10 protein-coding genes and 3 rRNA genes are annotated in these 23,031 nt (G+C 69.2%); 3 read left to right on the top strand and 10 right to left on the bottom strand.

Annotation, left to right across the window (positions count from 1 at the left end):
* The first annotated feature begins 35 nt into the window (after positions 1-35).
* The 3 genes from F1D97_RS08020 to glgB all read left to right on the top strand — a co-directional run bounded on the left by F1D97_RS08020 (position 36) and on the right by glgB (position 5,714).
* Positions 36-2,585 (top strand): glycoside hydrolase family 2 protein, encoded by a 2,550-nt coding sequence (locus F1D97_RS08020; protein ID WP_236123300.1) that lies wholly within the window; start codon positions 36-38, stop codon positions 2,583-2,585.
* Positions 2,586-2,595: 10 nt separating this feature from the next.
* On the top strand, positions 2,596-3,435 hold the full coding sequence (locus tag F1D97_RS08015; RefSeq protein WP_236123299.1) for a LacI family DNA-binding transcriptional regulator: 840 nt from the start codon (positions 2,596-2,598) through the stop codon (positions 3,433-3,435).
* Positions 3,436-3,524: 89 nt separating this feature from the next.
* Positions 3,525-5,714, top strand: coding sequence for a 1,4-alpha-glucan branching protein GlgB (glgB, locus tag F1D97_RS08010; RefSeq protein ID WP_236123298.1), 2,190 nt, complete (start codon positions 3,525-3,527; stop codon positions 5,712-5,714).
* 96 nt (positions 5,715-5,810) lie between these two features.
* On the opposite strand, the gene F1D97_RS17490 is transcribed toward glgB, so the two are convergent.
* The 10 genes from F1D97_RS17490 to F1D97_RS07955 form a co-directional block, all read right to left on the bottom strand.
* Positions 5,811-8,861 carry a glycosyl hydrolase 53 family protein gene (locus F1D97_RS17490; protein ID WP_317618974.1) on the bottom strand — a complete coding sequence of 1,017 codons (3,051 nt, stop codon included), beginning with the start codon at positions 8,859-8,861 and terminating at the stop codon, positions 5,811-5,813.
* Positions 8,862-9,078: 217 nt separating this feature from the next.
* Entirely contained in the window at positions 9,079-9,987 is a 909-nt protein-coding gene (locus F1D97_RS07995; protein ID WP_236123297.1) for a sugar ABC transporter permease, read from the bottom strand.
* Positions 9,987-11,621 carry an ABC transporter permease subunit gene (locus tag F1D97_RS07990; RefSeq protein ID WP_236123296.1) on the bottom strand — a complete coding sequence of 545 codons (1,635 nt, stop codon included), beginning with the start codon at positions 11,619-11,621 and terminating at the stop codon, positions 9,987-9,989. Before F1D97_RS07990 ends, F1D97_RS07995 begins: the two co-directional genes overlap by 1 nt.
* Before the next feature lie 85 nt (positions 11,622-11,706).
* A complete protein-coding gene (locus tag F1D97_RS07985) occupies positions 11,707-12,969 on the bottom strand; it encodes a sugar ABC transporter substrate-binding protein (RefSeq protein ID WP_236123295.1) in 1,263 nt (420 codons plus the stop codon).
* Between the two features lie 102 nt (positions 12,970-13,071).
* Positions 13,072-15,117, bottom strand: coding sequence for a beta-galactosidase (locus F1D97_RS07980; RefSeq protein ID WP_236123294.1), 2,046 nt, complete (start codon positions 15,115-15,117; stop codon positions 13,072-13,074).
* 275 nt (positions 15,118-15,392) lie between these two features.
* Positions 15,393-15,848, bottom strand: a complete 456-nt coding sequence (locus F1D97_RS07975) for a GNAT family N-acetyltransferase (protein WP_236123293.1) — start codon at positions 15,846-15,848, stop codon at positions 15,393-15,395.
* 111 nt (positions 15,849-15,959) lie between these two features.
* A 5S ribosomal RNA gene (gene rrf / locus F1D97_RS07970) occupies positions 15,960-16,076 on the bottom strand.
* A 97-nt stretch (positions 16,077-16,173) separates the two neighbouring features.
* Positions 16,174-19,279 (bottom strand): 23S ribosomal RNA (locus F1D97_RS07965).
* A 431-nt stretch (positions 19,280-19,710) separates the two neighbouring features.
* Positions 19,711-21,229: ribosomal RNA gene (locus tag F1D97_RS07960) — 16S ribosomal RNA — on the bottom strand.
* Together the 16S, 23S and 5S rRNA genes form the textbook arrangement of a ribosomal RNA operon.
* An 816-nt stretch (positions 21,230-22,045) precedes the next feature.
* Positions 22,046-22,966, bottom strand: a complete 921-nt coding sequence (locus tag F1D97_RS07955; RefSeq protein ID WP_396022585.1) for a tetratricopeptide repeat protein — start codon at positions 22,964-22,966, stop codon at positions 22,046-22,048.
* Positions 22,967-23,031 lie beyond the last annotated feature (65 nt).

The raw sequence follows: 23,031 nt of genomic DNA, 5'->3' as shown, positions 1-23,031 counted from the left end.
GGACCCGCTCACCGCGTACCACCCGGAGCACACTCATGACCTTCACCGACCTCGCCGACGGCTGGCTGCTGACCGCCACGGCGGGCACGCCCGGCGACCTCGACCCGGCGCTGGCGGCCGCCCTGGCCGCGGGCGTCCCCGCCGCCGTCCCCGGCACCAGCCACACGGCGCTGCTCGACGCGGGCCTGATCCCGGACCCGTACCTCGACCGGAACGAGGAGGCGCTCGCGTGGATGCGGCACGTCGACTGGCGCTACGAGCGCCCGCTCGACGAGCCCGCGGCCGCGCACGACGAGCGCGTCGACCTCGCGTTCGACGGCATCGACACGGTCGCGACGACCTCGCTCGTCGTCGCGGGCGACGCCCACGTGCTCGGCCGCACCGCCAACCAGCACCGCTCCTACCGGTTCGACGTGCGCGCGCTGGTCGGCCGCGCCGGCACGACGCTGCGGGTCGACCTCGCCTCGGCCCTGCACCACGCCGAGGCCGAGGAGGCCCGCCTGGGGCACCGCCCGCTCGCGTACCCGCAGCCGTTCAACATGGTGCGCAAGATGGCGTGCTCGTTCGGCTGGGACTGGGGACCCGACCTGCAGACCGCGGGGCTGTGGCGCCCGGTGCGCGTCGAGCGGTGGCGCGTCGCGCGGCTCGCGCAGGTGCGCCCCGTCGTCACGCTGGGCGCCGACGGCACGGGCCGCGCGGAGCTGCACGTCACCGTGGAGCGCTCGGGCCTGCCCGGCGGTGACGCCCCGCTCACGGTCCGCGCGCAGGTCGCGGGCGTCGTCGCGGTCGCGTCGCTCGCGCCCGACGAGGACGCGGCGACGCTCGTCGTCGAGGTCCCCGACGCGCCCGTGTGGTGGCCCGTCGGCCACGGCGACCAGCCGCTCGTCGACGCGACCGTGACGCTCGCGGCGGCGGGCCACGACGACCTCGGCCGCTGGCACCGGCGGCTCGGCTTCCGCGACGTGCGCGTCGACCGCAGCCGCGACGAGCACGGCACGCGGTTCACGTTCGTCGTGAACGGCCGACCGGTGTTCGTCCGCGGCGCCAACTGGATCCCCGACGACCACCTGCTCACCCGGATCACCCGCGAGCGCCTCGAGCGTCGCGTCGACCAGGCGCTCGGCGCGCACCTCAACCTGCTGCGGGTGTGGGGCGGCGGCATCTACGAGTCCGACGACCTCTACGACGTGTGCGACGAGCGCGGCGTGCTCGTCTGGCAGGACTTCCTGCTCGCGTGCGCGGCGTACCCGGAGGAGTCCCCGCTGCTCGAGGAGATCGAGGCGGAGGCGCGCGAGAACGTCGTGCGGCTCGCGTCGCACGCGAGCCTCGTGCTGTGGAACGGCGGCAACGAGAACGTGTGGGGCCACGAGGACTGGGGCTGGAAGGACGAGCTCGACGGCCGCACGTGGGGCCACCGGTACGCCACGGAGCTGTTCCCCGCGGTCGTCGCGGAGCTCGACCCGAGCCGCCCGTACGCCGACAACAGCCCGTACTCCCCCGGGTTCGCGCCCGACGAGGTGCACCCCGACGACCCGGCCCACGGCACCCACCACCAGTGGGAGGTGTGGAACCGCGTCGACTACACGCACTACCGCGACGACGTGCCGCGGTTCTGCTCCGAGTTCGGGTTCCAGGGCCCGCCCACGTGGTCGACGCTGACCCGCGCGGTCCGCGACGAGCAGGGCGCGCTCGTCGTCGACAAGGAGCACCCGACGTTTCTGGCGCACCAGAAGGCCGAGGACGGCAACGGCAAGCTCGACCGCGGGCTCGCACCGCACCTCGGCGTGCCCGAGGACTTCACGGACTGGCACTGGGCGACGCAGCTCAACCAGGCGCGCGCGGTCGCGTACGCCACGACGCACCACCGCTCGTGGTGGCCGCGCACCGCCGGGTCGGTCGTGTGGCAGCTCAACGACTGCTGGCCCGTGACGTCGTGGGCAGCGGTGGACGGCGACGAGCGCGTCAAGCCGCTGTGGTGGGCGCTGCGGCACGCGAACGCGCCGCGCCTGCTCACGGTGCAGGAGCGCGACGGTGCGCCCGTGGTCGCGGTCGTCAACGACACCGCGGACGCGTGGCACGGGCACCTGGCGGTGTCGCGGCAGACGTTCGACGGCGACGAGCGTGCGTCCGCGCGGCTCGCGGTGGACGTGCCGCCGCGCGAGGTGCGCGTCGTGGCGCTGCCCGACGACGTCGCGCGACCGCTGGACGCGGCGAGCGAGGCGCTCGTCGTGCGGCTCGACGACGCCGCCGCGGTGCACCTGTTCGCCGAGGACGTCGACCTCGACCTCGACCCGGACCCGCTGACCGCGAGCGCGACCCCCGTCCCCGGCGGGTACGCCGTGACGGTCACGGCGCACGCGCTCGCGCGCGACGTGACGCTGCTCGTCGACCGCCTCGACCCGGACGCGACGGTCGACGACGCGCTCGTCGACCTCCCCGCGGGCACGAGCGTCACGTTCCGCGTGCGCACCGGTGCGGTGCTCGACCTCGACGCCCTGACCTCGCCGCCCGTGCTGCGCAGCGCCAACGACGTCGTGGTCCCGGCCGTCCGGGTAGGAGGCGGTCTGGGGCGTGCCCGCCGCTAGGCTCTCGCCCGTGACGCACACGGACGCCGTGGGGCTCGTGCTGGCGCGACCGGTGCGCCTGCTCGGGATCGAGCCGTTCTTCGCCGAGCTCATCTCGGGCATCGAGGAGCGGTTGTCCACCGAGGGCCGGTCGCTGCTGCTGCACGTCGTGCCGGACCACGAGGCGGAGATCGCCGCGTACCGCCGCTGGGCGTCGGGCGGGGTCGACGCGGTCGTCGTCGTGAACGTCGCGCTCGTCGACCAGCGCCTCGACGTGCTCACCGAGCTCGGCATCCCCACGGTCGTCGTCGGCGGCCCCACGCGCGACCTGCCGTTCTCGAACGTCTGGATCGACAACGCGCGCGCGATGCGCGACGCGGTCGCGCATCTCGCCGCGCTCGGGCACAAGCGCCTCGCGCGCGTGTCCGGCCCGGCGACGCTCGCGCACACGCAGGCGCGCACCGACGCGTTCGTCGCGGAGTGCGAGCGGCTCGGCGTGCAGGGCGTGGTCGTCGAGGGCGACTACCTCGAGGAGTCGGGCACCCGCGCGACGCGCTCGCTGCTCGGCCGCGGCACGCCGCCGTCGGCGATCGTGTACGACAACGACGTGATGGCCATCGCCGGCCTGCACGTCGCCGGCGAGATGGGCGTCCCGGTGCCCGAGCGGCTCTCCCTGCTCGCGTGGGACGACTCGGCGCTGTGCCGCCTCGCGCACCCCCCGCTGTCCGCGATGAGCCTCGACGTGCACGCGATGGGCATGCAGGTCGCCGACTGCGTCCTCAACGTGCTGGCCGACGGCCCGGTGCGCTCCTACACCGCTCCCCTGCCGCGGCTCGTGTCCCGCGGCAGCACCGCGTCCGCCCCGGACTGAGCGGCCGTCCGCGCGGTTCGGGCACGTCCGAGCAGGTCACGCGGCGAGGTACACCTGCGCACTCGCGGCCGGGGTGGTTGGCTAGGCGCATGAGCGCGACCGCCCCCACCCCGGTCCCCGCCGCCCCCGACACGCTGCACGCGGTCGCGAACGGCACCTGGTACGACCCGCACGGTGTCCTCGGCCCGCACCCGGGCGGCGGCGGTGTCACGATCCGCACGTTGCGCCCCCTCGCGGAGTCGGTCGTCGTCATCACCGGCGAGACGCGCGTGCCCGCGCGGCACGAGCAGGACGGCATCTGGGTCGCGGTCCTGCCGGTCGAGGAGGTGCCGGACTACCGCCTCGAGGTCACGTACGACGGGACCGCGACGCTCGTCGACGACCCGTACCGGTTCCTGCCGACCGTGCAGGAGCTCGACCGGCACCTCATCCGCGAGGGCCGGCACGAGGAGCTGTGGGACGTGCTCGGCGCGCACGTGCGCACGTACCCGAGCGCGCTCGGCGAGGTGCACGGCACGTCGTTCGCGGTCTGGGCGCCCAACGCGCGCGCCGTGCGCGTGGTGGGCGACTTCAACTACTGGCAGGGCGCCGCGCACGCGATGCGCTCGCTCGGCGACTCGGGTGTGTGGGAGCTGTTCGTGCCGGGCGTGACGGCGGGCGCGCGCTACAAGTACGAGATCCTCACGCCCGACGGCTCGTGGCGGCAGAAGGCCGACCCGATGGCGCAGGGCACGGAGGTACCGCCCGCGACGGCGTCGGTCGTCGTCGAGTCCGCCTACACGTGGGGCGACGACGAGTGGATGGCGCGCCGCGCGCAGACCGACCCGCACTCGGGCCCGCTGTCGGTGTACGAGGTGCACCTCGGCTCGTGGCGCGCGGGCCTGTCGTACCGCGACCTCGCGCACCAGCTCACCGAGTACGTGCTCGAGACGGGCTTCACGCACGTCGAGCTCCTGCCCGTGGCCGAGCACCCGTACGCGCCGTCGTGGGGCTACCAGGTCACCGGGTACTACGCCGCGACGTCGCGGTTCGGGCACCCCGACGACCTGCGCTACCTGATCGACACGCTGCACCGCGCGGGCATCGGCGTGATCGTCGACTGGGTCCCCGGCCACTTCCCCAAGGACGAGTGGGCCCTCGCGCGGTTCGACGGCACGCCGCTGTACGAGCACCCGGACCCGCTGCTCGGCGAGCACCCCGACTGGGGGACGTACATCTTCAACTACGGCCGCAACGAGGTGCGCAACTTCCTCGTGGCGAACGCCGTGTTCTGGCTGACCGAGTTCCACGTGGACGCGCTGCGCGTCGACGCGGTCGCGTCGATGCTCTACCTGGACTACTCGCGCCAGCCCGGCCAGTGGCGCCCCAACCGCCACGGGGGCCGCGAGAACCTCGAGGCGATCGCGTTCCTGCAGGAGACGAACGCGACCGCGTACCGCCGCGCACCCGGCACGATGATGATCGCCGAGGAGTCGACCGCGTGGCCGGGCGTGACCGCCCCCACCGACCACAACGGCCTGGGCTTCGGGCTGAAGTGGAACATGGGCTGGATGAACGACACGCTGCGGTACCTCAAGGAGGAGCCGGTCCACCGCCGCTACCACCACGGCGAGATCACGTTCTCGCTGGTGTACGCGTTCTCCGAGCAGTACGTCCTGCCGATCTCGCACGACGAGGTCGTGCACGGCAAGGGGTCGGTGTACGGGCGGATGCCGGGCGACCACTGGCAGAAGTGCGCGGGCGTGCGCTCGCTGTACGCCTACCAGTGGACGCACCCCGGCAAGCAGCTGCTGTTCATGGGCCAGGAGTTCGCGCAGGCCGACGAGTGGACCGAGTCGCACTCGCTGGACTGGTGGGCGCTCGACGACCCGCTGCGCGCGGGCGTGCACCGCATGCTCAAGGACCTCAACGCGCTGTACAAGGCGACGCCCGCGCTGTGGCAGCTCGACCACACGCCCGACGGGTTCGAGTGGATCGACTCGGACGACGCCGACCACAACGTGCTCGCCTACCTCCGCAAGGGTCACGACGGCACGCCGCCGGTGGTCGTCGTCGTGAACTTCGCGGGCGCGCCGCACGAGCACTACCGGCTCGCGCTGCCCGCAGGCGGCAGCTGGCGCGAGGTGTTCAACACCGACGCGCACGAGTACGGCGGCTCGGGCGTCGGGAACCTCGGCACGGTCGAGGCGCTGCCGGACCCGCACCACGGCCGCCCGTACTCGGCGCTCGTGAGCCTGCCGCCGTACGGCGCGATCCTCCTGCAGCCCGGCGAGCACTGAGGCGGTCCGGGGGCGGCCGCGCGGCGTCCTCCCTCGCAGGACGACGAAGGGCGGTGACCACGCGGTCACCGCCCTTCGTCGTGCGTCACCGGTGCGTCATCGCACGCGGACCGTCACCTTCCCGGTCGCGGCGGCGATCTTGTCGGTGCCCGCGTAGCGCGCCTCGATCGCGTACGAGCCGGCGGCGCGGCCCGCGAGCGTGACCGTGACGACGCCCGAGCCGTTCGACGGCAGGGACACGACACGCGACTTCCCGTCGATCGTCACGCGCACCGTGCCGGTGGGCTTGACGCCCGCCGACGTGACCTTGACGGTCAGCACGATCGGGGCGCCCTTCTTCACCGTGCTGCTCGCGAGCGAGAGCGCGACCTTCGGCGTCACCTTCGTGACCTTGAGCGTGCCGGCCGAGACCGTCCGCGCGGACACCTTGGCGTCGCCCAGGTACTGGACCTTGACCGCGTGGGACCCGACGGCGAGGCGCGGCGCCGTGACCGACGCCTTGCCCTTGCTCGCCGCCGTGAGCGTGACGCTCTTGCTGTAGCTGCCGATCGAGACCCGGACCTGGCCCGTGGCCGTCACCGAGCCGGCGTCGACGACGACGTCGACCGTCGGCTGCTGGCCCGCCGTGATCGTCTTCGCACGGAGCGTGCCGGTGACGACCGGGGTGAGCTTGACGACCTTGAGCGACCCCGCGGACGCCGTGCCCGGCACCACGCGCACGTCGCCGCCGTAGGCGACCGTCACCGGGTGGGTGCCGACCGCGAGCGCGGGCAGCGCCAGGGTGATCTCGCCGTCGTGCCCGGGCCGGATGGTGCCGGTGACCGTGCTGCCGCCGACCGTGACCGTCACGTCGCCCGTCGGGCGCGGCGTCGTGCCCGCCGCGACGCGCACGGTGACCTCGCCGCGCGTGCCCAGCGGGACGGACGCCGACGTGAGCGTCGCCGTGACCGTCGGCTGCGCGTCCGGCGAGACGACGAGCGCGGCGATCGCGTCGCGCACCAGCGCGGCGGCCTCGTCGACGTCGTCCTGGGGGGCGAGGTCACCTCCGGCGAGGACGACCCGGCCGATCTCGACCGCGCGGTCCAGCGCCGCGACCGTCGCCGGCGTGTGGCGGGCGCGCAGCACGTCGCCCGCCTCGTCGAGCGCGGCGACCAGCTCGGCCGTGTCGGACGGCTCGACCTTCGCCGTGAGGGAGAACGCGTCGAGCCACGCCCATGCGCCGCCCTGCAGGTCCCACCGAGCGCCGACCGTGACCGTGCCGGGCTCGCCGACCTCGACCTCGACCGACGGGGTGTTCCAGACCTTCCAGCCGTCGAGCGAGAACGGCGCGGACACCGTGCCCTCGGCGGTCGTCGCGACCAGCTCGAACGTGTCGTCGGTGGCCTCGCCGTCGCCCTGGGTCGTCGCCGACAGCACGTACGTGCCCGGCGCGAGGCCCGTGACCTCCTGCGTGACGGACCCGGCGTGGTCCGCACCGGACCACAGGTTGACGGCGTAGAAGCCGTCGTACGGGTCGCCGGAGTCCTTCCACTCGATCTTGACGTCCGTGCCGGAGTCGGTGAGCGCCCACTCGGGCCAGCCCCACGTCTCGAAGCTCGGGTTCGCGACGAAGTTGACGCCCGACGAGACGGCCACGACCGTCACGGACGCGGTCGCCGCGTCGCCGTCGGCGGTCACGCCCGAGACCGTGTAGCGGCCGGGGACGCTGATCCAGTCGGCCGAGTCGCTCCACGTGACCGCGACGTCCGCGCTGTCACCGTCGTTGTAGTGCACGCGCACCGTCGCCGGCAGCGCGAGCTCGTCGCCCTGGTCGACGGTGACCGTCGCGGTCTCGACGGACGACGCCGCACGCGGGGCGGTCGAGCCGGTGCGCACGTAGTCGAACACGCCGAGCGACGCGAGCGGGACACCGTCGAAGTCGAACAGCGCCTGGTTGTCGACCGCGGAGCCGCCGTGCCACTGCGCGGCGTCGTCCTCGTACTCCCCCGCGAAGCTCGACGCCCAACCGGAGCCGTCCCGCTCCCACAGCGACGCGTTGTCCTGCGTGGGGGTGCCGACCGGCAGCCACGCCGGCTCCCAGTAGTAGACGCCGATGCCCGCGTCGCCGACCGCGTGGACCGCCGCGACCACGTCGCGGAACGCGGTCGCCTGGCCCTGCGGGCTGAACGGGTAGCGCGGGTTCGCGTCGTTCTGGCCCGGGCGCACGGTGTTCGCGTGCCCGTCACCGTCCTCGAGCGTGTACGCCCAGGACGTCTCGGCGACCATGACCTGCTTGCCGTGCTCCGTCGCGATGCCGGACAGGACGTCCGTCAGGTTCGCGAGCGTGCCGTGCCAGAACGGGTAGTACGACGACGCGAACACGTCGTAGTCCACCTCGTGCTCGGCGAGCTCGTCCGCGATCCACGCGTACGAGCCGGCCTTCTCGGGGTTCGTGAAGTGCAGCGCGACGAGCGCGTCGGGCAGCACCTCGCGCACGGCGCTGCTGCCCGCGTCGAACAGCTGCGCGACCTCGCCCCAGTCCCAGTCGTTGTCCGCGAGCCAGACGCCGGACATGCCGTTGGTGGTCTCGTTGCCGACCTGGACCATGCGCACGTCGACGCCCGCGTCCTCGAACTGCTGCAGGCTCGCGGCCGTGAAGTCCTCGATCGCGTCGGCCTTCTGCTCGACGGTGAAGCCTTCCCAGGCCTTCGGCGCGGACTGCTTGCCGGGGTCCGCCCAGAAGTCGGAGTAGTGGAAGTCGACGAGCACGCCCATGCCGGCGGCGGTCGCCCGCTCACCGATCTCGACCGCGCGCTCGACGTCGACCGTGCCGCCGCCGTAGCCGTGGCCCTGCGCGTCGTACGGGTCGTTCCAGACGCGCACGCGCACGTCCGTCACGCCCGCGGCGGCGAGCGTCGTGAAGATGTCGGCGGGCTGCCCGGACGCGTCACGGAACACCACGCCGCTCTCCTCGAGCGACAGGACCGACGAGACGTCGACCCCGGTCGCGAAGTCGGCGGGCAGGCCGGCAACCGGCTCGACGACGACGCCGGCGGGGACCGGGCCGTCGGCGGCGGCCGCGACGAGCGGCGGGGACAGGACCAGGAGCGAGCCGGCGGCCGCGAACGCGGCCCACCGGCGAGATCGTGCATTCAGCGGTGCAGACACGGGGAGTGTCCCTTCGTTCGATCGTCTTCGGTCGGACGGCCGTCCCCGACGGGCGACGGCGCACTGCATCACCGCGGGCGTCGTCCGACGAGGGGAACGGCCGACGCGAGGCGTACCGCGCTGCGTGGTGGGCGACGACGTCGTCGTCGCCGGTGGAACCCGGCCCCGCCGCCCGCACATCAGGGGGCGTGCGGCGGACGGCGGGACCGGGAGCTCGTCAGCCCTTCACGGAGCCGGCGGTCAGGCCGCCGACGATGTACTTCTGCAGGACGAGGAAGAGCACGAGGATCGGGAGCGCCGCGAGCACGGCACCCGCCGCGAACAGGCCCCAGTTGGCGTTGAGCTGGTCGGACACCCACCCGTACATCCCCACCGCGAGCGTCCAGTTGCTCTCGGAGGTGAGGATGACGCGGGCCAGGATGAACTCGCCGAACGCGGTGATGAACGACAGCAGGCCGACGACCGCGAGGATCGGGGTCACGAGGCGCAGGATGATCGTCCAGTAGATCTGCGAGTGCGACGCGCCGTCGATCTTGGCTGCCTCGTCGAGCTCGCGCGGCACGCTGTTGAAGAAGCCGTACAGCAGCAGCGTGTTCGAGCCGAGCGCGCCGCCCAGGTACACCGCGATCAGGGCGAGCTTGCTGTTGAGGCCGAGCACCGGGACGATCTCGCCGAGCGACAGCAGCAGCAGGAAGATCGCGACGAACGCGAGCATCTGCGGGAACATCTGGATGATGAGCAGCGTGGTCAGCCCGGTGCGGCGCCCGGTGAACCGGAACCGCGAGAACGCGTACGCGGCCGCGGCACCCATGAGCACCGACCCGATCGCGGTGACCGTGGCGACGAGCAGGCTGTTGCCGGCCCAGTCCCAGAACCGCGTCGCGTCGAGGGCCTGGTAGTTCTCCCCCGAGACCGACCGGAACAGCTGGGTCGAGCCCGTGAGCGTCCCGCCCGAGGCGAGCGACGCGGACAGCACGTACACCAGCGGGAACGCCGCGTACACCACGACGACCACCGCGAGCAGGTACTTCCAGCTCACCTCGGTGAGCCACCGGCGGCGCCGGCCGCGCGCACGCAGCTGGGCGTTGCGCGCCATCACCGGGGACGTGACGTGGACGGTGCTCATCAGTTGACCTCCTCGAGCTGGCGCGTGCGTCGGAACATCAGCGTCGAGATCACGCCGATCACGACGAAGATGATGAGCGACAGGGCGCTCGCGAGGCCGTAGTCGGCCCGGCCTCCCGAGACCCCGGAGATCTGGTAGACCATCGAGATCAGGATGTCGGTGTGACCGAGCGTCGCGGACGTGTCGGTGAACCGCGGCCCACCGCCCGTGAGCATGTAGATCAGCGTGAAGTTGTTGAAGTTGAACGCGAACGACGCGATCAGCAGCGGCGCGGTCGAGACCAGCAGCAGCGGCAGCGTGATCGACCGGAACGTGCGCCAGCGGCCGGCACCGTCGATCCGCGCGGCCTCCTGCACGTCGTCGGGGAGCGACTGCAGCGCCCCCGTGCAGACCAGGAACCAGTACGGGTAGCTCAGCCACAGGTTCACCAGGACCAGCGAGACCTTGGCGAGCGTCGGGTCGTCGAGCCACTCGACGCGGGCACCGAAGAAGAACAGCTGGTTGATGATCCCGTAGTCCGGGTTGGCGTTGAGCATGCCGCGCCAGAGCAGCGCGGACAGGAACGCGGGGAACGCGTACGGGAGGATGAACAGCGTCCGCAGCACCGCCCGGCCGCGCACGCGCGGGTCGTTGTAGATCAGGGCGAGCACGAGGCCGAAGAAGAAGCTCACGACGACGCTCGCGATCGCGAACACGAACGTCCAGGCGATGATCTTGACCAGCGGGCCCGCGTACGTGTCGTCGGTGAACGCCTTGCCGAAGTTCTCCAGCCCGACGAACACCTTCCACCCGACGGGGAGCGCGCTGCCGTCGTCGGCGACGAACTGGCCCTGGTCGGTCGCGTGGTAGACGACGCCCGTCTCGGTGTTCGTCATGGTCTGCGCCGCGGCGTCGTACGTCAGGACCGAGCGGTACACGGCGCCGATGGTCGCGTCGCCGGTCCGCAGCGAGCCGTCCGCGGCGTCGTCGGACAGCGGGACGCGCAGCGCGAGCACCTCGTCGGCGAGCGCGGCGTCGGACAGGACCTGGTTCTTGGGGACGACCTCCCACCCGGGGACCGCGGTCACCACGGTGTCGCTGATCGTCGCGTCGGGGGCGAGCTCGAGCGGCTGGTCGGCCGTGCCGACCTTCGCGGCGCCGCCCTGCACGATCGCGAAGCCGAGCTCGCCGTCCTGCCGGACGATCGTCAGCGGGAAGCTCGGCGAGTCGGGGACCTTCTTCTCGTTCTGGCTGAGCAGGGCGTCGACCGCCTGCTCCTGGCTCACGTTGTGGCCGGTGCCGTAGTTGGTGAGGGCGACGTAGCCGGTGTAGCCGATGGTGAACAGCTGGAACACCGCGAGGAACGCCAGGCCCGGGAACAGGTACTTCAGCGGCACCTGCCGCTTGGTGAAGTAGATCCAGTCCGCGACGACGAGCAGGACCACCATCGCGCCGAGCAGGACCCAGGCGCCGCCCACGAACGCGGACCAGATCGCGGCGAGGCCGAGCGCGTTGATGACGGCCATGAGGCCGAGCTTCGCGAGGAACCCGACGCCGAGCCCGTCCCAGGACCGTGCGTGGGACTCGCGGGCTCGCCGCGGGGGCGGCGGGCTGTCGCCGGCGACGACGGCGTTGAACGACTGCTGGGTCGACATGTCTTCTCCGGGGGGAGGGAGGGGTCAGGAGAGGAAGGGTCGGCGGCGAGGGCTACGCCTCAGGCCTCGCCGCCGACCCGGTCCGTCAGCCGAGCTTCGCCTCGAGGTCGGCCAGCATCTTGTTCCACGCGGCCTCGGGCTCGGCCGAGCCCGAGATGATCGAGGACTCGGCCGCGTTCCAGTACTCCCAGACGTCGCCCATCTCCGGGATCGACGGCATCGGGGCGCCCTGCTTCGCGGAGGCCAGGAAGCCCGCGACGATCGGGTCGGACGCGACCTGGTCCGCGACCGAGGTCATCGCCGGGAGGCGCGGGTCCGCGTCGTAGAGCGCCTTGATGACGTTCGCCGTCGCGACGTAGTTCACGAGGAAGTCGTTCGCGATGAGCTTGCTGTCGCTCTGCGACGAGAGGTAGAAGCCCTGGACCCCGACGAACGGGGCGGCGGGCTGGCCACCGGCGGACGGGATCGGGTCGACCGCGACGTCGATGCCCGCACCCGTGAACGTCGCGATGGCCCACGGGCCGGCGATCGTGTACGGCGCGTTGCCGTCCGCGAACTCCTGGTTCGCGACGTCGTACGTCCAGTCGGTGCTGAAGTTCCCCGCGCCCTTCATGCCGTTCTCGCCGAGGAACTTCGCGTACGCGAGCCCCGCGTCGCCGCCCATGCCGATCTCGCTGGTGTACGAGCCGTCCGCGTTCTGCTTGAACACGGGGGCGCCGAACGACGTCTGCAGGCCGTAGTACGTGTAGGCGTCACCCGTCGTGCCGTTCGTGTTGATGACGAACGGGTACTTGGTCTTCGCCTCCTTACCCTTGGCGATCATCTCGTCCCAGGTCGCCGGCGTGGAGTCGACGAGCGCGGTGTTGCGGACGACGGCGATCGACTCGAGCGCGTACGGCAGGCCGTACATCTGGCCGTCGTACGTGAACGCCTGCGTGGCGACCGTCTCGAACTCGGCGGCCTTCGCCCCCATGTCGATGGGCTCGGCGACGCCGTTCACGATGAACGAGCCGAGCCAGTCGTGCGCACCGATCGTGATGTCCGGGCCCTCACCGGTGGGGACCTGGGCGAGGAAGTCGGCGCGGATGTCCTCGAAGTTCTTCACGACGAGCTCGACGTCGACGTCGGGGTTCGTCTCGTTGTAGATGTCGACCGCGGCCTGCACGGCGGGCTTGCGGTTCTCGTCGACCCAGATGGTCAACGCGCCGGACGCACCGGCGGGGGCGGCGCTCGTCTCGGGCGCCGCGGGCGTCGTCGGGTCGGCCGGGGTGTCACCGCCACCGCTGCAGGCGGCCAGCATCGTCACGGCGGCGAGTGCGGCCGCCGTGCGGAACAGGGTCTTGCGCATGAGGGTCCTTCCGGTAGGTGCCACAGCGCTGCCCTGGAGTGCGACGCGACGCTGCGACGTGGTGAACCGAACTGCAACGGACGCCCCGGGGCGCCCGGGGCTCTACGGCTGGCCATCACCTCCGTGCTGCGGGGTCGTCGTGCGCAGCACGGCGACCGATCCGGCGGGGATGACGAGGTTCCCGGCGACCGCAGTGGCGCCGAGGAGCTCCTGGCCCGCACCGAGGTCGACCTTGACCTCGTCCGCGGTGTGGTTGATGGCGACGACGAAGTCCTCGCCCTCGCCGTGCCGGGTGACCACCTCGACGTCGAGGGGCAGCCCGGCGGGTGTCAGGCCCGCGTCCGCGTAGACCGCGGCGAGGACCGGCGCGAGCTCGTCGACGCCGAGACGGGTCGACACGTACCAGCCCTTACCGGCACCGTGGACGTGGCGCGTGATCGCGGGTCCGCCCGCGGCCGGGCCGTCGACGTAGGTCGCGACGGCGTCGGCACCGTGCAGCACGAGGTCGTCCTGCCACACGTCCGCGGTCAGTGCGACCGGCTCCGCGCCCTGCGGCGCCCAGCGGAGCGTCGCGGTGTCGCCCGCGCGCATCGGGAGGAACTCCTCGACGACGACGCCGAGCGCGTCGCGCAGCGGCGCGGCGAACCCGCCCGGGTGCACGGCGTCGTGCTCGTCGACGATCGCCGAGAAGAACGAGACGAGCAGCGTCCCGCCGGCCTCGACGTAGCCCGTGAGGTTGTCGGCGTCCGCCTGCCGCAGCAGGTACGACGCGGGCGCGACGACGAGACGGTAGCCCGACAGGTCCTGCGACGGGTGGACGAAGTCCACGGTGATGCCGTCGCGCCACAGCCGCTCGTAATACGCGCGCACGCGCTCCTTGTGCTGGACGTCGACCGAGGGCCGCCACTCGAGGTCCTGCGCCCAGAACGACTCGGCGTCCCACAGGATCGCGGCCTGAGCCCGCACGCGCGAACCCCGCAGCGGCGCGAGCGTCCGCAGCGCGTCGCCGAGCTCGACGACCTCGCGCCACACGCGCGACGACGTGCCGGCGTGCGGGAGCATCGCCGAGTGGAACTTCTCCGCGCCCGAGCGCGAGGCCCGCCACTGGAAGAACAGGACCCCGTCGGCACCACGCGCGACGTGCGACAGCGAGTTACGCGCCATCTCCCCCGCCCGCTTCGCCACGTTGCGCGGCTGCCAGTTGACCGCCGACGTGGAGTGCTCCATGAGGATCCACGGCGCGCCGCCCGCGACCGACCGCGTGAGGTCCGCGGCCAGCGCGAGGCCCACGTGGTTCCGCTCGTCGGCCGCGGTGAGGTAGTGGTCGTTGGAGACGACGTCGACCTCGCGCGCCCACGCGAACAGGTCCGTCGTGGGGCACTCGTTCGCCATGAAGTTGGTCGTGATCGGCTGCGACGCGTGGGCCCGGATCGCGTCGCGCTCGGCGACGTAGCAGGCCCGCAGCTGGTGGTCGCAGAACCGCGCGAAGTCCAGCTTCTGCGCGGGGTTCGCGACGCTCGGGGTCGCGCGCGGCGCAGCGACGTGCGCCCAGTCCGTGTAGTGCTGGCCCCAGAACGCCGTGCCCCACGCCGCGTTGAGCGCGTCGAGCGACCCGTACCGCTCGCGCAGCCACTCGCGGAACGCGGCCACGGCGTAGTCGGAGAAGTCCTCGCCGACCGGCGCGCCGTACTCGTTGTGCACGTGCCACATGACGACCGCCGGGTGCTGCGCGTACCGCTCGGCGAGAGCCGACGCGACCCGCACCGCCGCCGCCCGGTACTCCGGCGAGCTCGGCGACGCCATGCCGCGCGAGCCGAACCCGAGCACCTGGCCGTCCTTGGCGACGACGCGCGCCTGAGGGTAGGCCGCGAAGAACCACGCCGGCGGTGACGCCGTGGGCGTCCCGAGGTCGACCGCGATGCCGTTCGCGTGCAGCAGGTCGAGCACCTCGTCGAGCCACGAGAAGTCGAACTCGCCCTCGGCGACCTCGAGGAGGCCCCAGGAGAAGATCCCGACGCTCACCAGGTTGACGCCCGCCTCGCGCATGAGGGCCATGTCCTCGCGCCACACGTCACGCGACCACTGCTCGGGGTTGTAGTCGCCGCCGAACGAGATCGCGCTGCCCGTGGGCCAGCTCGCAAAGGTCATGACACTCCGTCGTATCGCCCCGGCACATCGCTGTGCACGGTCACCGCCTGTGAACGTGCACAACTCAAGCACGGCAACCACGTGACCGAAAGACCCGTCCAGCCGAATGCAGCCCATCGTTACGATCCTGTGATCGTGCACAGTCCGAACGGGGGACGGCGCCGCACCGGCGCGTCACCCGTCCGATCTAGAGGGCCAGGACACACCGCGACGACGCCGAGCACCCGAGAACCGGGCGCGGCCCCGAGCTGCGACCGCGCCGGCGCCGCCCGGCCCTACGAGACCGTCTCGAACGTCCTCACGACCCGGCCGTCCGCCTCGCGACGCTCGACGAACGGACTCGGGACCGCCCTGCGCCAGAACGCCGTGGCCCTCGCGTTCGCGCCCGCCTGGGAGATGACCCAGCGACCAGGATGCCTGGCGATCACCTGGCCCGCGGCGTCGGTCCCCACACCCTGCCGCCGGTACTTGCGCAGGACGAAGAACTCGGCGAGCTCGACGGGCTTGGTCAGGCGGACGAGAGCGAAGCCCGCAGGGTGCCCCTCGACGTCGAAGACGTACGCCTGGCGGTCGTGATCGACCCAGTAGGCCTCGAGCCACGGGTACGCGTACGAGCCATCCCAGCCGATGTCCAGCCCGTCGAACTCGGAGAACTCGTGCAGGCACAGGTCGAGGAGCCGGCCGACGAGCGCGCGGTCGGCAGGCGAGGCCTCACGCACCGTCACCGTCATGGCACCAGTGTTCCCGAACGACACCGTCGACAACGACCCGTACCAACAGCAGCGGGAACTTGCGGGAAACAGAAGAAGCCACCCCGTGTGGGGTGGCTTCTTCTGAATGGTGTCCGGCGGCGTCCTACTCTCCCACACCCTGGCGAGTGCAGTACCATCGGCGCTGAAGGGCTTAGCTTCCGGGTTCGGAATGGGACCGGGCGTTTCCCCTTCGCTATGACCGCCGTAACTTTGTCGAGTTGTGAACGGGAACCGGTTCGACCGTGGTCGAACGGGTGTCGTTCGTTTCTCGGGAACCGCACAGTGGACGCGTAGCAAGTAAGTTGTGGTGAAGTTGTCGGCTGATTAGTACCGGTCAGCTGCGGCAGTCGTTAGTCCTGCCTTCCACATCCGGCCTATCGACCCAGTGTTCTAGCTGGGAGCCTCTCGCCCCTGAGGGCGTGGAAACCTCATCTTGAAGCAGGCTTCCCGCTTAGATGCTTTCAGCGGTTATCCCTTCCGAACGTAGCCAACCAGCCGTGCTCCTGGCGGAACAACTGGCACACCAGAGGTTCGTCCGTCCCGGTCCTCTCGTACTAGGGACAGCCCTTCTCAAGTTTCCTGCGCGCGCAGCGGATAGGGACCGAACTGTCTCACGACGTTCTAAACCCAGCTCGCGTACCGCTTTAATGGGCGAACAGCCCAACCCTTGGGACCTACTCCAGCCCCAGGATGCGACGAGCCGACATCGAGGTGCCAAACCATGCCGTCGATATGGACTCTTGGGCAAGATCAGCCTGTTATCCCCGGGGTACCTTTTATCCGTTGAGCGACGGCGCTTCCACAAGCCACCGCCGGATCACTAGTTCCGACTTTCGTCCCTGCTCGACATGTCTGTCTCACAGTCAAGCTCCCTTGTGCACTTGCACTCGCCACCTGATTGCCAACCAGGCTGAGGGAACCTTTGAGCGCCTCCGTTACATTTTAGGAGGCAACCGCCCCAGTTAAACTACCCACCAGGCACTGTCCCTGGTCCGGATCACGGACCGAGGTTAGATATCCAGAGCGACCAGAGTGGTATTTCAACGATGACTCCACCGACACTGGCGTGCCGGCTTCACAGTCTCCCACCTATCCTACACAAGCCGCACCGAACACCAATACCAAGCTATAGTAAAGGTCCCGGGGTCTTTCCGTCCTGCTGCGCGTAACGAGCATCTTTACTCGTAGTGCAATTTCGCCGAGTTCGCGGTTGAGACAGCGGAGAAGTCGTTACGCCATTCGTGCAGGTCGGAACTTACCCGACAAGGAATTTCGCTACCTTAGGATGGTTATAGTTACCACCGCCGTTTACTGGGGCTTAAATTCTGAGCTTCGCCTTGCGGCTGACCCGTCCTCTTAACCTTCCAGCACCGGGCAGGCGTCAGTCCGTATACATCGTCTTGCGACTTCGCACGGACCTGTGTTTTTAGTAAACAGTCGCTTCTCCCTGGTCTCTGCGGCCCTCCACGCTCCCCGAGCAAGTCGGTTCACGCTTCAGGCCCCCCTTCTCCCGAAGTTACGGGGGCATTTTGCCGAGTTCCTTAACCACGATTCGCTCGATCGCCTTGGTATTCTCTACCTGACCACCTGAGTCGGTTTGGGGTACGGGCGGCTAGGACCTCGCGTCGAGGCTTTTCTAGGCAGCATAGGATCACCAGATTCCCGCTATCGCGGTCACCGTCAGCTCTCAGGCTTCATGAGGTGCGGATTTGCCTACACCTCGCCCTACGACCTTGGACGTGGACAACCATCGCCACGCTTGGCTACCTTCCTGCGTCACCCCTGTTAATACGCTTACCTACTACCGGTTCGGGTCCCGTGCTCCCCGACGCGGTGCACCCGAAGGTGCGGTGCGTCGGCTCGGACGGTCAGCATCACCGGGCTCGGTATGGGCGGTCCTTCGCCGGTACGGGAATATCAACCCGTTGTCCATCGACTACGCCTGTCGGCCTCGCCTTAGGTCCCGACTTACCCAGGGCGGATTAGCCTGGCCCTGGAACCCTTGGTCATTCGGCGGACGGGTTTCTCACCCGTCATTCGCTACTCATGCCTGCATTCTCACTCGTGTGGCGTCCACAACTGGGTTACCCCGCTGCTTCACCCGCCACACGACGCTCCCCTACCCATCCACACGACTGAACCACGAAGGCTTGTCGAAAGTGTGAATGCCACAGCTTCGGCGGTGTGCTTGAGCCCCGCTACATTGTCGGCGCGGAATCACTTGACCAGTGAGCTATTACGCACTCTTTCAAGGGTGGCTGCTTCTAAGCCAACCTCCTGGTTGTCTGTGCAACTCCACATCCTTTCCCACTTAGCACACGCTTAGGGGCCTTAGCTGGTGGTCTGGGCTGTTTCCCTCTCGACTACGGAGCTTATCCCCCGCAGTCTCACTGCCACGCTCTGGCTTACCGGCATTCGGAGTTTGGCTAACGTCAGTAACCTGGTGGGGCCCATCGGCTATCCAGTAGCTCTACCTCCGGCAAGAAACGCGTGACGCTGCACCTAAATGCATTTCGGGGAGAACCAGCTATCACGAAGTTTGATTGGCCTTTCACCCCTAACCACAGGTCATCCCCCCGGTTTTCAACCCAGGTGGGTTCGGTCCTCCACGCGGTCTTACCCGCGCTTCAACCTGCCCATGGCTAGATCACTTCGCTTCGGGTCTAGAGCACGCGACTCAAACGCCCTGTTCGGACTCGCTTTCGCTACGGCTTCCCCACACGGGTTAACCTCGCCACGTACCACTAACTCGCAGGCTCATTCTTCAAAAGGCACGCCGTCACCCCTGCTAGGGAGGCTCCGACGGATTGTAGGCACACGGTTTCAGGTACTATTTCACTCCCCTCCCGGGGTACTTTTCACCTTTCCCTCACGGTACTTGTCCGCTATCGGTCACTAGGTAGTATTTAGGCTTACACAGTGGTCTGTGCAGATTCACTCCAGGTTTCTCGGGCCCGGAGCTACTTGGGATCCCTCTCGGGAGGCCACGCCATTTCGTCTACGGGGGTACCACCCTCTGTGCCGGGCCTTTCAATGCCCTTCGACTATGACGCGACTTTCTGACTCCCTGCCAGGACGGCAGTCCTGACTGAAAGGTCCCACAACCCCGAACGCGCAACGCCTGCCGGCTTGAACACGCGATCGGTTTGGCCTGATCCGCTTTCGCTCGCCACTACTCACGGAATATCTCTTCCTGCCGGTACTGAGATGTTTCACTTCCCGGCGTTCCCTCCACACACCCTATATATTCAGGTGTGGGTCACCGCACATGACTGCGGCGGGGTTTCCCCATTCGGAGATCCTCGGATCACGGTTCGTTTGCCAACTCCCCGAGGCTTATCGCAGGCTACAACGTCCTTCTTCGGCTCCTAGTGCCAAGGCATCCACCCTGTGCCCTTATAAACTTGACCACAAAGACTTTACAAAGATGCTCGCGTCCACTGTGCAGTTCTCAAGCAACGACCGACCCGCCACACCCGGCCCCGCCGACACCGACCCCGAAGAGCTGGCGTGGTACGTGAACCCGTGACGACCCGAAGGCCACCCCCCAGCACGACACCCCACACAAGGGCGCCGGCTCGGGCATCGCCCCGAGACAACAACCAACCGGCTGTTCCCTCAGGACCCAACAGCGTGCCAAGCCCACCCAGCAACCAGACGAACGTCGTTCCCTCCCCGCGACCCGAAGACCGCAGGCGTACTAGACGCCACCCACCACCAGATGAGCCGTAGTCGATGTTCCACCCGTGAGCACCACCCCGCACACGTTCGGCACGGGCATGGGCCTGGACAACCACCCCGACCCCACGACAGGGCCGACCAGCTGCCAGATGCTCCTTAGAAAGGAGGTGATCCAGCCGCACCTTCCGGTACGGCTACCTTGTTACGACTTAGTCCCAATCGCCAGTCCCACCTTCGACGGCTCCCCCCCAAGGGTTGGGCCACCGGCTTCGGGTGTTACCGACTTTCGTGACTTGACGGGCGGTGTGTACAAGGCCCGGGAACGTATTCACCGCAGCGTTGCTGATCTGCGATTACTAGCGACTCCGACTTCATGGGGTCGAGTTGCAGACCCCAATCCGAACTGAGACCGGCTTTTTGGGATTCGCTCCACCTTACGGTATCGCAGCCCTTTGTACCGGCCATTGTAGCATGCGTGAAGCCCAAGACATAAGGGGCATGATGATTTGACGTCATCCCCACCTTCCTCCGAGTTGACCCCGGCAGTCTCCCATGAGTCCCCGGCATAACCCGCTGGCAACATGGGACGAGGGTTGCGCTCGTTGCGGGACTTAACCCAACATCTCACGACACGAGCTGACGACAACCATGCACCACCTGTACACCGACCTTACGGGGAGCACATCTCTGCACTTTTCCGGTGTATGTCAAGCCTTGGTAAGGTTCTTCGCGTTGCATCGAATTAATCCGCATGCTCCGCCGCTTGTGCGGGCCCCCGTCAATTTCTTTGAGTTTTAGCCTTGCGGCCGTACTCCCCAGGCGGGGCACTTAATGCGTTAGCTGCGGCACGGAACCCGTGGAATGGGTCCCACACCTAGTGCCCAACGTTTACGGCATGGACTACCAGGGTATCTAATCCTGTTCGCTCCCCATGCTTTCGCTCCTCAGCGTCAGTTGCGGCCCAGTGACCTGCCTTCGCCATCGGTGTTCCTCCTGATATCTGCGCATTCCACCGCTACACCAGGAATTCCAGTCACCCCTACCGCACTCTAGTCAGCCCGTACCCACTGCAAGCCCGAGGTTGAGCCTCGAGTTTTCACAGCAGACGCGACTAACCGCCTACGAGCTCTTTACGCCCAATAATTCCGGACAACGCTTGCGCCCTACGTATCACCGCGGCTGCTGGCACGTAGTTAGCCGGCGCTTCTTCTGCAGGTACCGTCACTTGCGCTTCTTCCCTGCTGAAAGAGGTTTACAACCCGAAGGCCGTCATCCCTCACGCGGCGTCGCTGCATCAGGCTTGCGCCCATTGTGCAATATTCCCCACTGCTGCCTCCCGTAGGAGTCTGGGCCGTGTCTCAGTCCCAGTGTGGCCGGTCGCCCTCTCAGGCCGGCTACCCGTCGTCGCCTTGGTAGGCCATCACCCCACCAACAAGCTGATAGGCCGCGAGCCCATCCCCCACCGATAAATCTTTCCACACCACCACATGCGTAGCAGTGTCATATCCGGTATTAGGCCCCGTTTCCAGGGCTTATCCCAGAGTGAAGGGCAGGTTGCTCACGTGTTACTCACCCGTTCGCCACTGATCCAACCAGCAAGCTGGTCTTCACCGTTCGACTTGCATGTGTTAAGCACGCCGCCAGCGTTCGTCCTGAGCCAGAATCAAACTCTCCGTCAATGTTCAACGCCACCAGCACCCGAAAGCACCAGCAACAAACATTACGAACGACCCCGAAAGGCCGCGTAGATTCGGCTTCAAAAAGGACCCCACATCCACGGGGTGGACGCAGGAATCCAGATCTCAACCATCAACCCACCCCGCAAACGCGAAGCGAGCCATATGGCATCGACTACTTGGCACACTGTTGAGTTCTCAAGGAACAGACGCGCATCCGTTCGCGATCTTTCGATCGCGGCCCGGAGGCAACCTCTCTAACTTAGCGGTTCCAGTTCCGCTCGTCAAACCCCGTGTTCGAGGGTTCGTTGATCGGTCGGGCCCGCATCCGGCGCGCTTCTCATGGCCGGCGACATGGTCGTCGGCTCGAAGAGCTCCGGGGGGGTGTCACCTGCGGGACCAGCCATCGCGGTTCGATCCGCGGTGTCCGTTCCTCCCTGCCGGGCGACATCGAGAACATTACGCAGCGGACGGCGCCCAGATCAAATCCGTGACGTGGTGACGCCGGTCACCGCGTCCTGATCCGCGTGATCACGCGGATCTACCCTCCCTGCGGTCGGCCGCGGCCGCCCCGCGCCCCTCGGCGGACCCTCGGACGCTCTCGCCGGAGCACCTCGTCGGCCCTCCCCGACCGGCCGGGGAGGACGCACGTGAGGCTCGAGACACGTGAGGCCGGCTCCTCGGGAGGAGCCGGCCTCACGCTCGTGTCGGACGCCCGCCGCCGGCGGCGCCGTGCGGCTGATCGTGCGGGATCGTGCGGGGTCGTGCACGGATCGCGCGACGGTCGCGCACCTCGGTGACGGTCGAGGGCGGTGGAGGTCAGTAGAGCGCACTCGCCATCGCGCGGCGGGCCGCCACGACGCGCGGGTCCTCGCCGCCGACGACCTCGAAGAGCTCGACCAGGCGGACCCGGACCCGCTCGCGGTCGTCGCCCGCGGTCGCGCGCAGCAGGTCGACGAGCCGGTCGAACGCGTCGACCACCTTCCCGCCCAGGACGTCCAGGTCGGCGACAGCGAGCTGTGCGTCGACGTCGGTCGGTCGGTCGGCCGCCGCGGTCCGCACCGCGGCGAGGTCGGCGTCGCGGGTGCGTGCGAGCAGCCCGACCTGCGCGAGCCCCGCCCGTGCGTCGTGGTCGCGCGGATTCTCCCGCAGCGCCTGCTCGTACGCGGCGGTCGCCGTCTCGAGGTCGTCGCGCTCGATCGCGTAGTACGCCTTCTGGTGCAGCGGCGGCAGCTCGGGCTCGGGCGCCTCCTGCGGGACCTCGCGTGCGGTGACCGTGCCCGTCAGGCCGTTGGCCTGCGCGGCCTGGAGCACCTGGTCGACCACCGGCCGGATCTGCTCGCGCGGCGCCGGGCCCTGGAAGAGCGGCACCGGCTGGCCCGCGAGCACGGCGGCGACCATCGGTGCCGACTGCGCCCCGAACGCCTGCGCGATCTGCGGGTTCGCGTCGAGGTCGACACGCGCGAGCAGCCACCGGCCCGCGTCCTCGTCGGCCAGCGCACCCAGGTCCGCGACGACCTGCTGGCTGGCCTCGGACCACGTCGCCCACAGCACCACCAGCACCGGGTACTGCGTCGACTGGCGCACCAGCTCCGGGAACGACGCCTCGTCGACGTCCACCACGTACGCGCCCGGGGTCGGCAGCCCGCCCGGCGAGCCGGGCGGCGGGGTCGGCTTCGCGAGCGACGACAGGTCGACGGCTCCCCGCGCGTCGAGCCGGGGTCGCTGGGGGTCGTTCATCGCCATCGGGCCGTCCTTCGTCGTGCGTCGTGCCAATGTCCGCCACGCGTCGCCCGCGGACGACG

This window comes from Cellulomonas palmilytica (assembly GCF_021590045.1).
In the GTDB taxonomy this organism is placed as follows: domain Bacteria; phylum Actinomycetota; class Actinomycetes; order Actinomycetales; family Cellulomonadaceae; genus Cellulomonas; species Cellulomonas palmilytica.
This window is presented reverse-complemented; position numbering and strand designations above follow the sequence as displayed.

Coding starts and splice junctions, on each gene's coding strand:
- F1D97_RS08020 (WP_236123300.1), top strand. CDS start 36: ATGACCTTCACCGACCTCGCCGACGGCTGGCTGCTGACCGCCACGGCG.
- glgB (WP_236123298.1), top strand. CDS start 3,525: ATGAGCGCGACCGCCCCCACCCCGGTCCCCGCCGCCCCCGACACGCTG.
- F1D97_RS07995 (WP_236123297.1), bottom strand. CDS start 9,987: ATGAGCACCGTCCACGTCACGTCCCCGGTGATGGCGCGCAACGCCCAG.
- F1D97_RS07990 (WP_236123296.1), bottom strand. CDS start 11,621: ATGTCGACCCAGCAGTCGTTCAACGCCGTCGTCGCCGGCGACAGCCCG.
- F1D97_RS07985 (WP_236123295.1), bottom strand. CDS start 12,969: ATGCGCAAGACCCTGTTCCGCACGGCGGCCGCACTCGCCGCCGTGACG.
- F1D97_RS07980 (WP_236123294.1), bottom strand. CDS start 15,117: ATGACCTTTGCGAGCTGGCCCACGGGCAGCGCGATCTCGTTCGGCGGC.
- F1D97_RS07975 (WP_236123293.1), bottom strand. CDS start 15,848: ATGACGGTGACGGTGCGTGAGGCCTCGCCTGCCGACCGCGCGCTCGTC.
- F1D97_RS07955 (WP_396022585.1), bottom strand. CDS start 22,966: ATGAACGACCCCCAGCGACCCCGGCTCGACGCGCGGGGAGCCGTCGAC.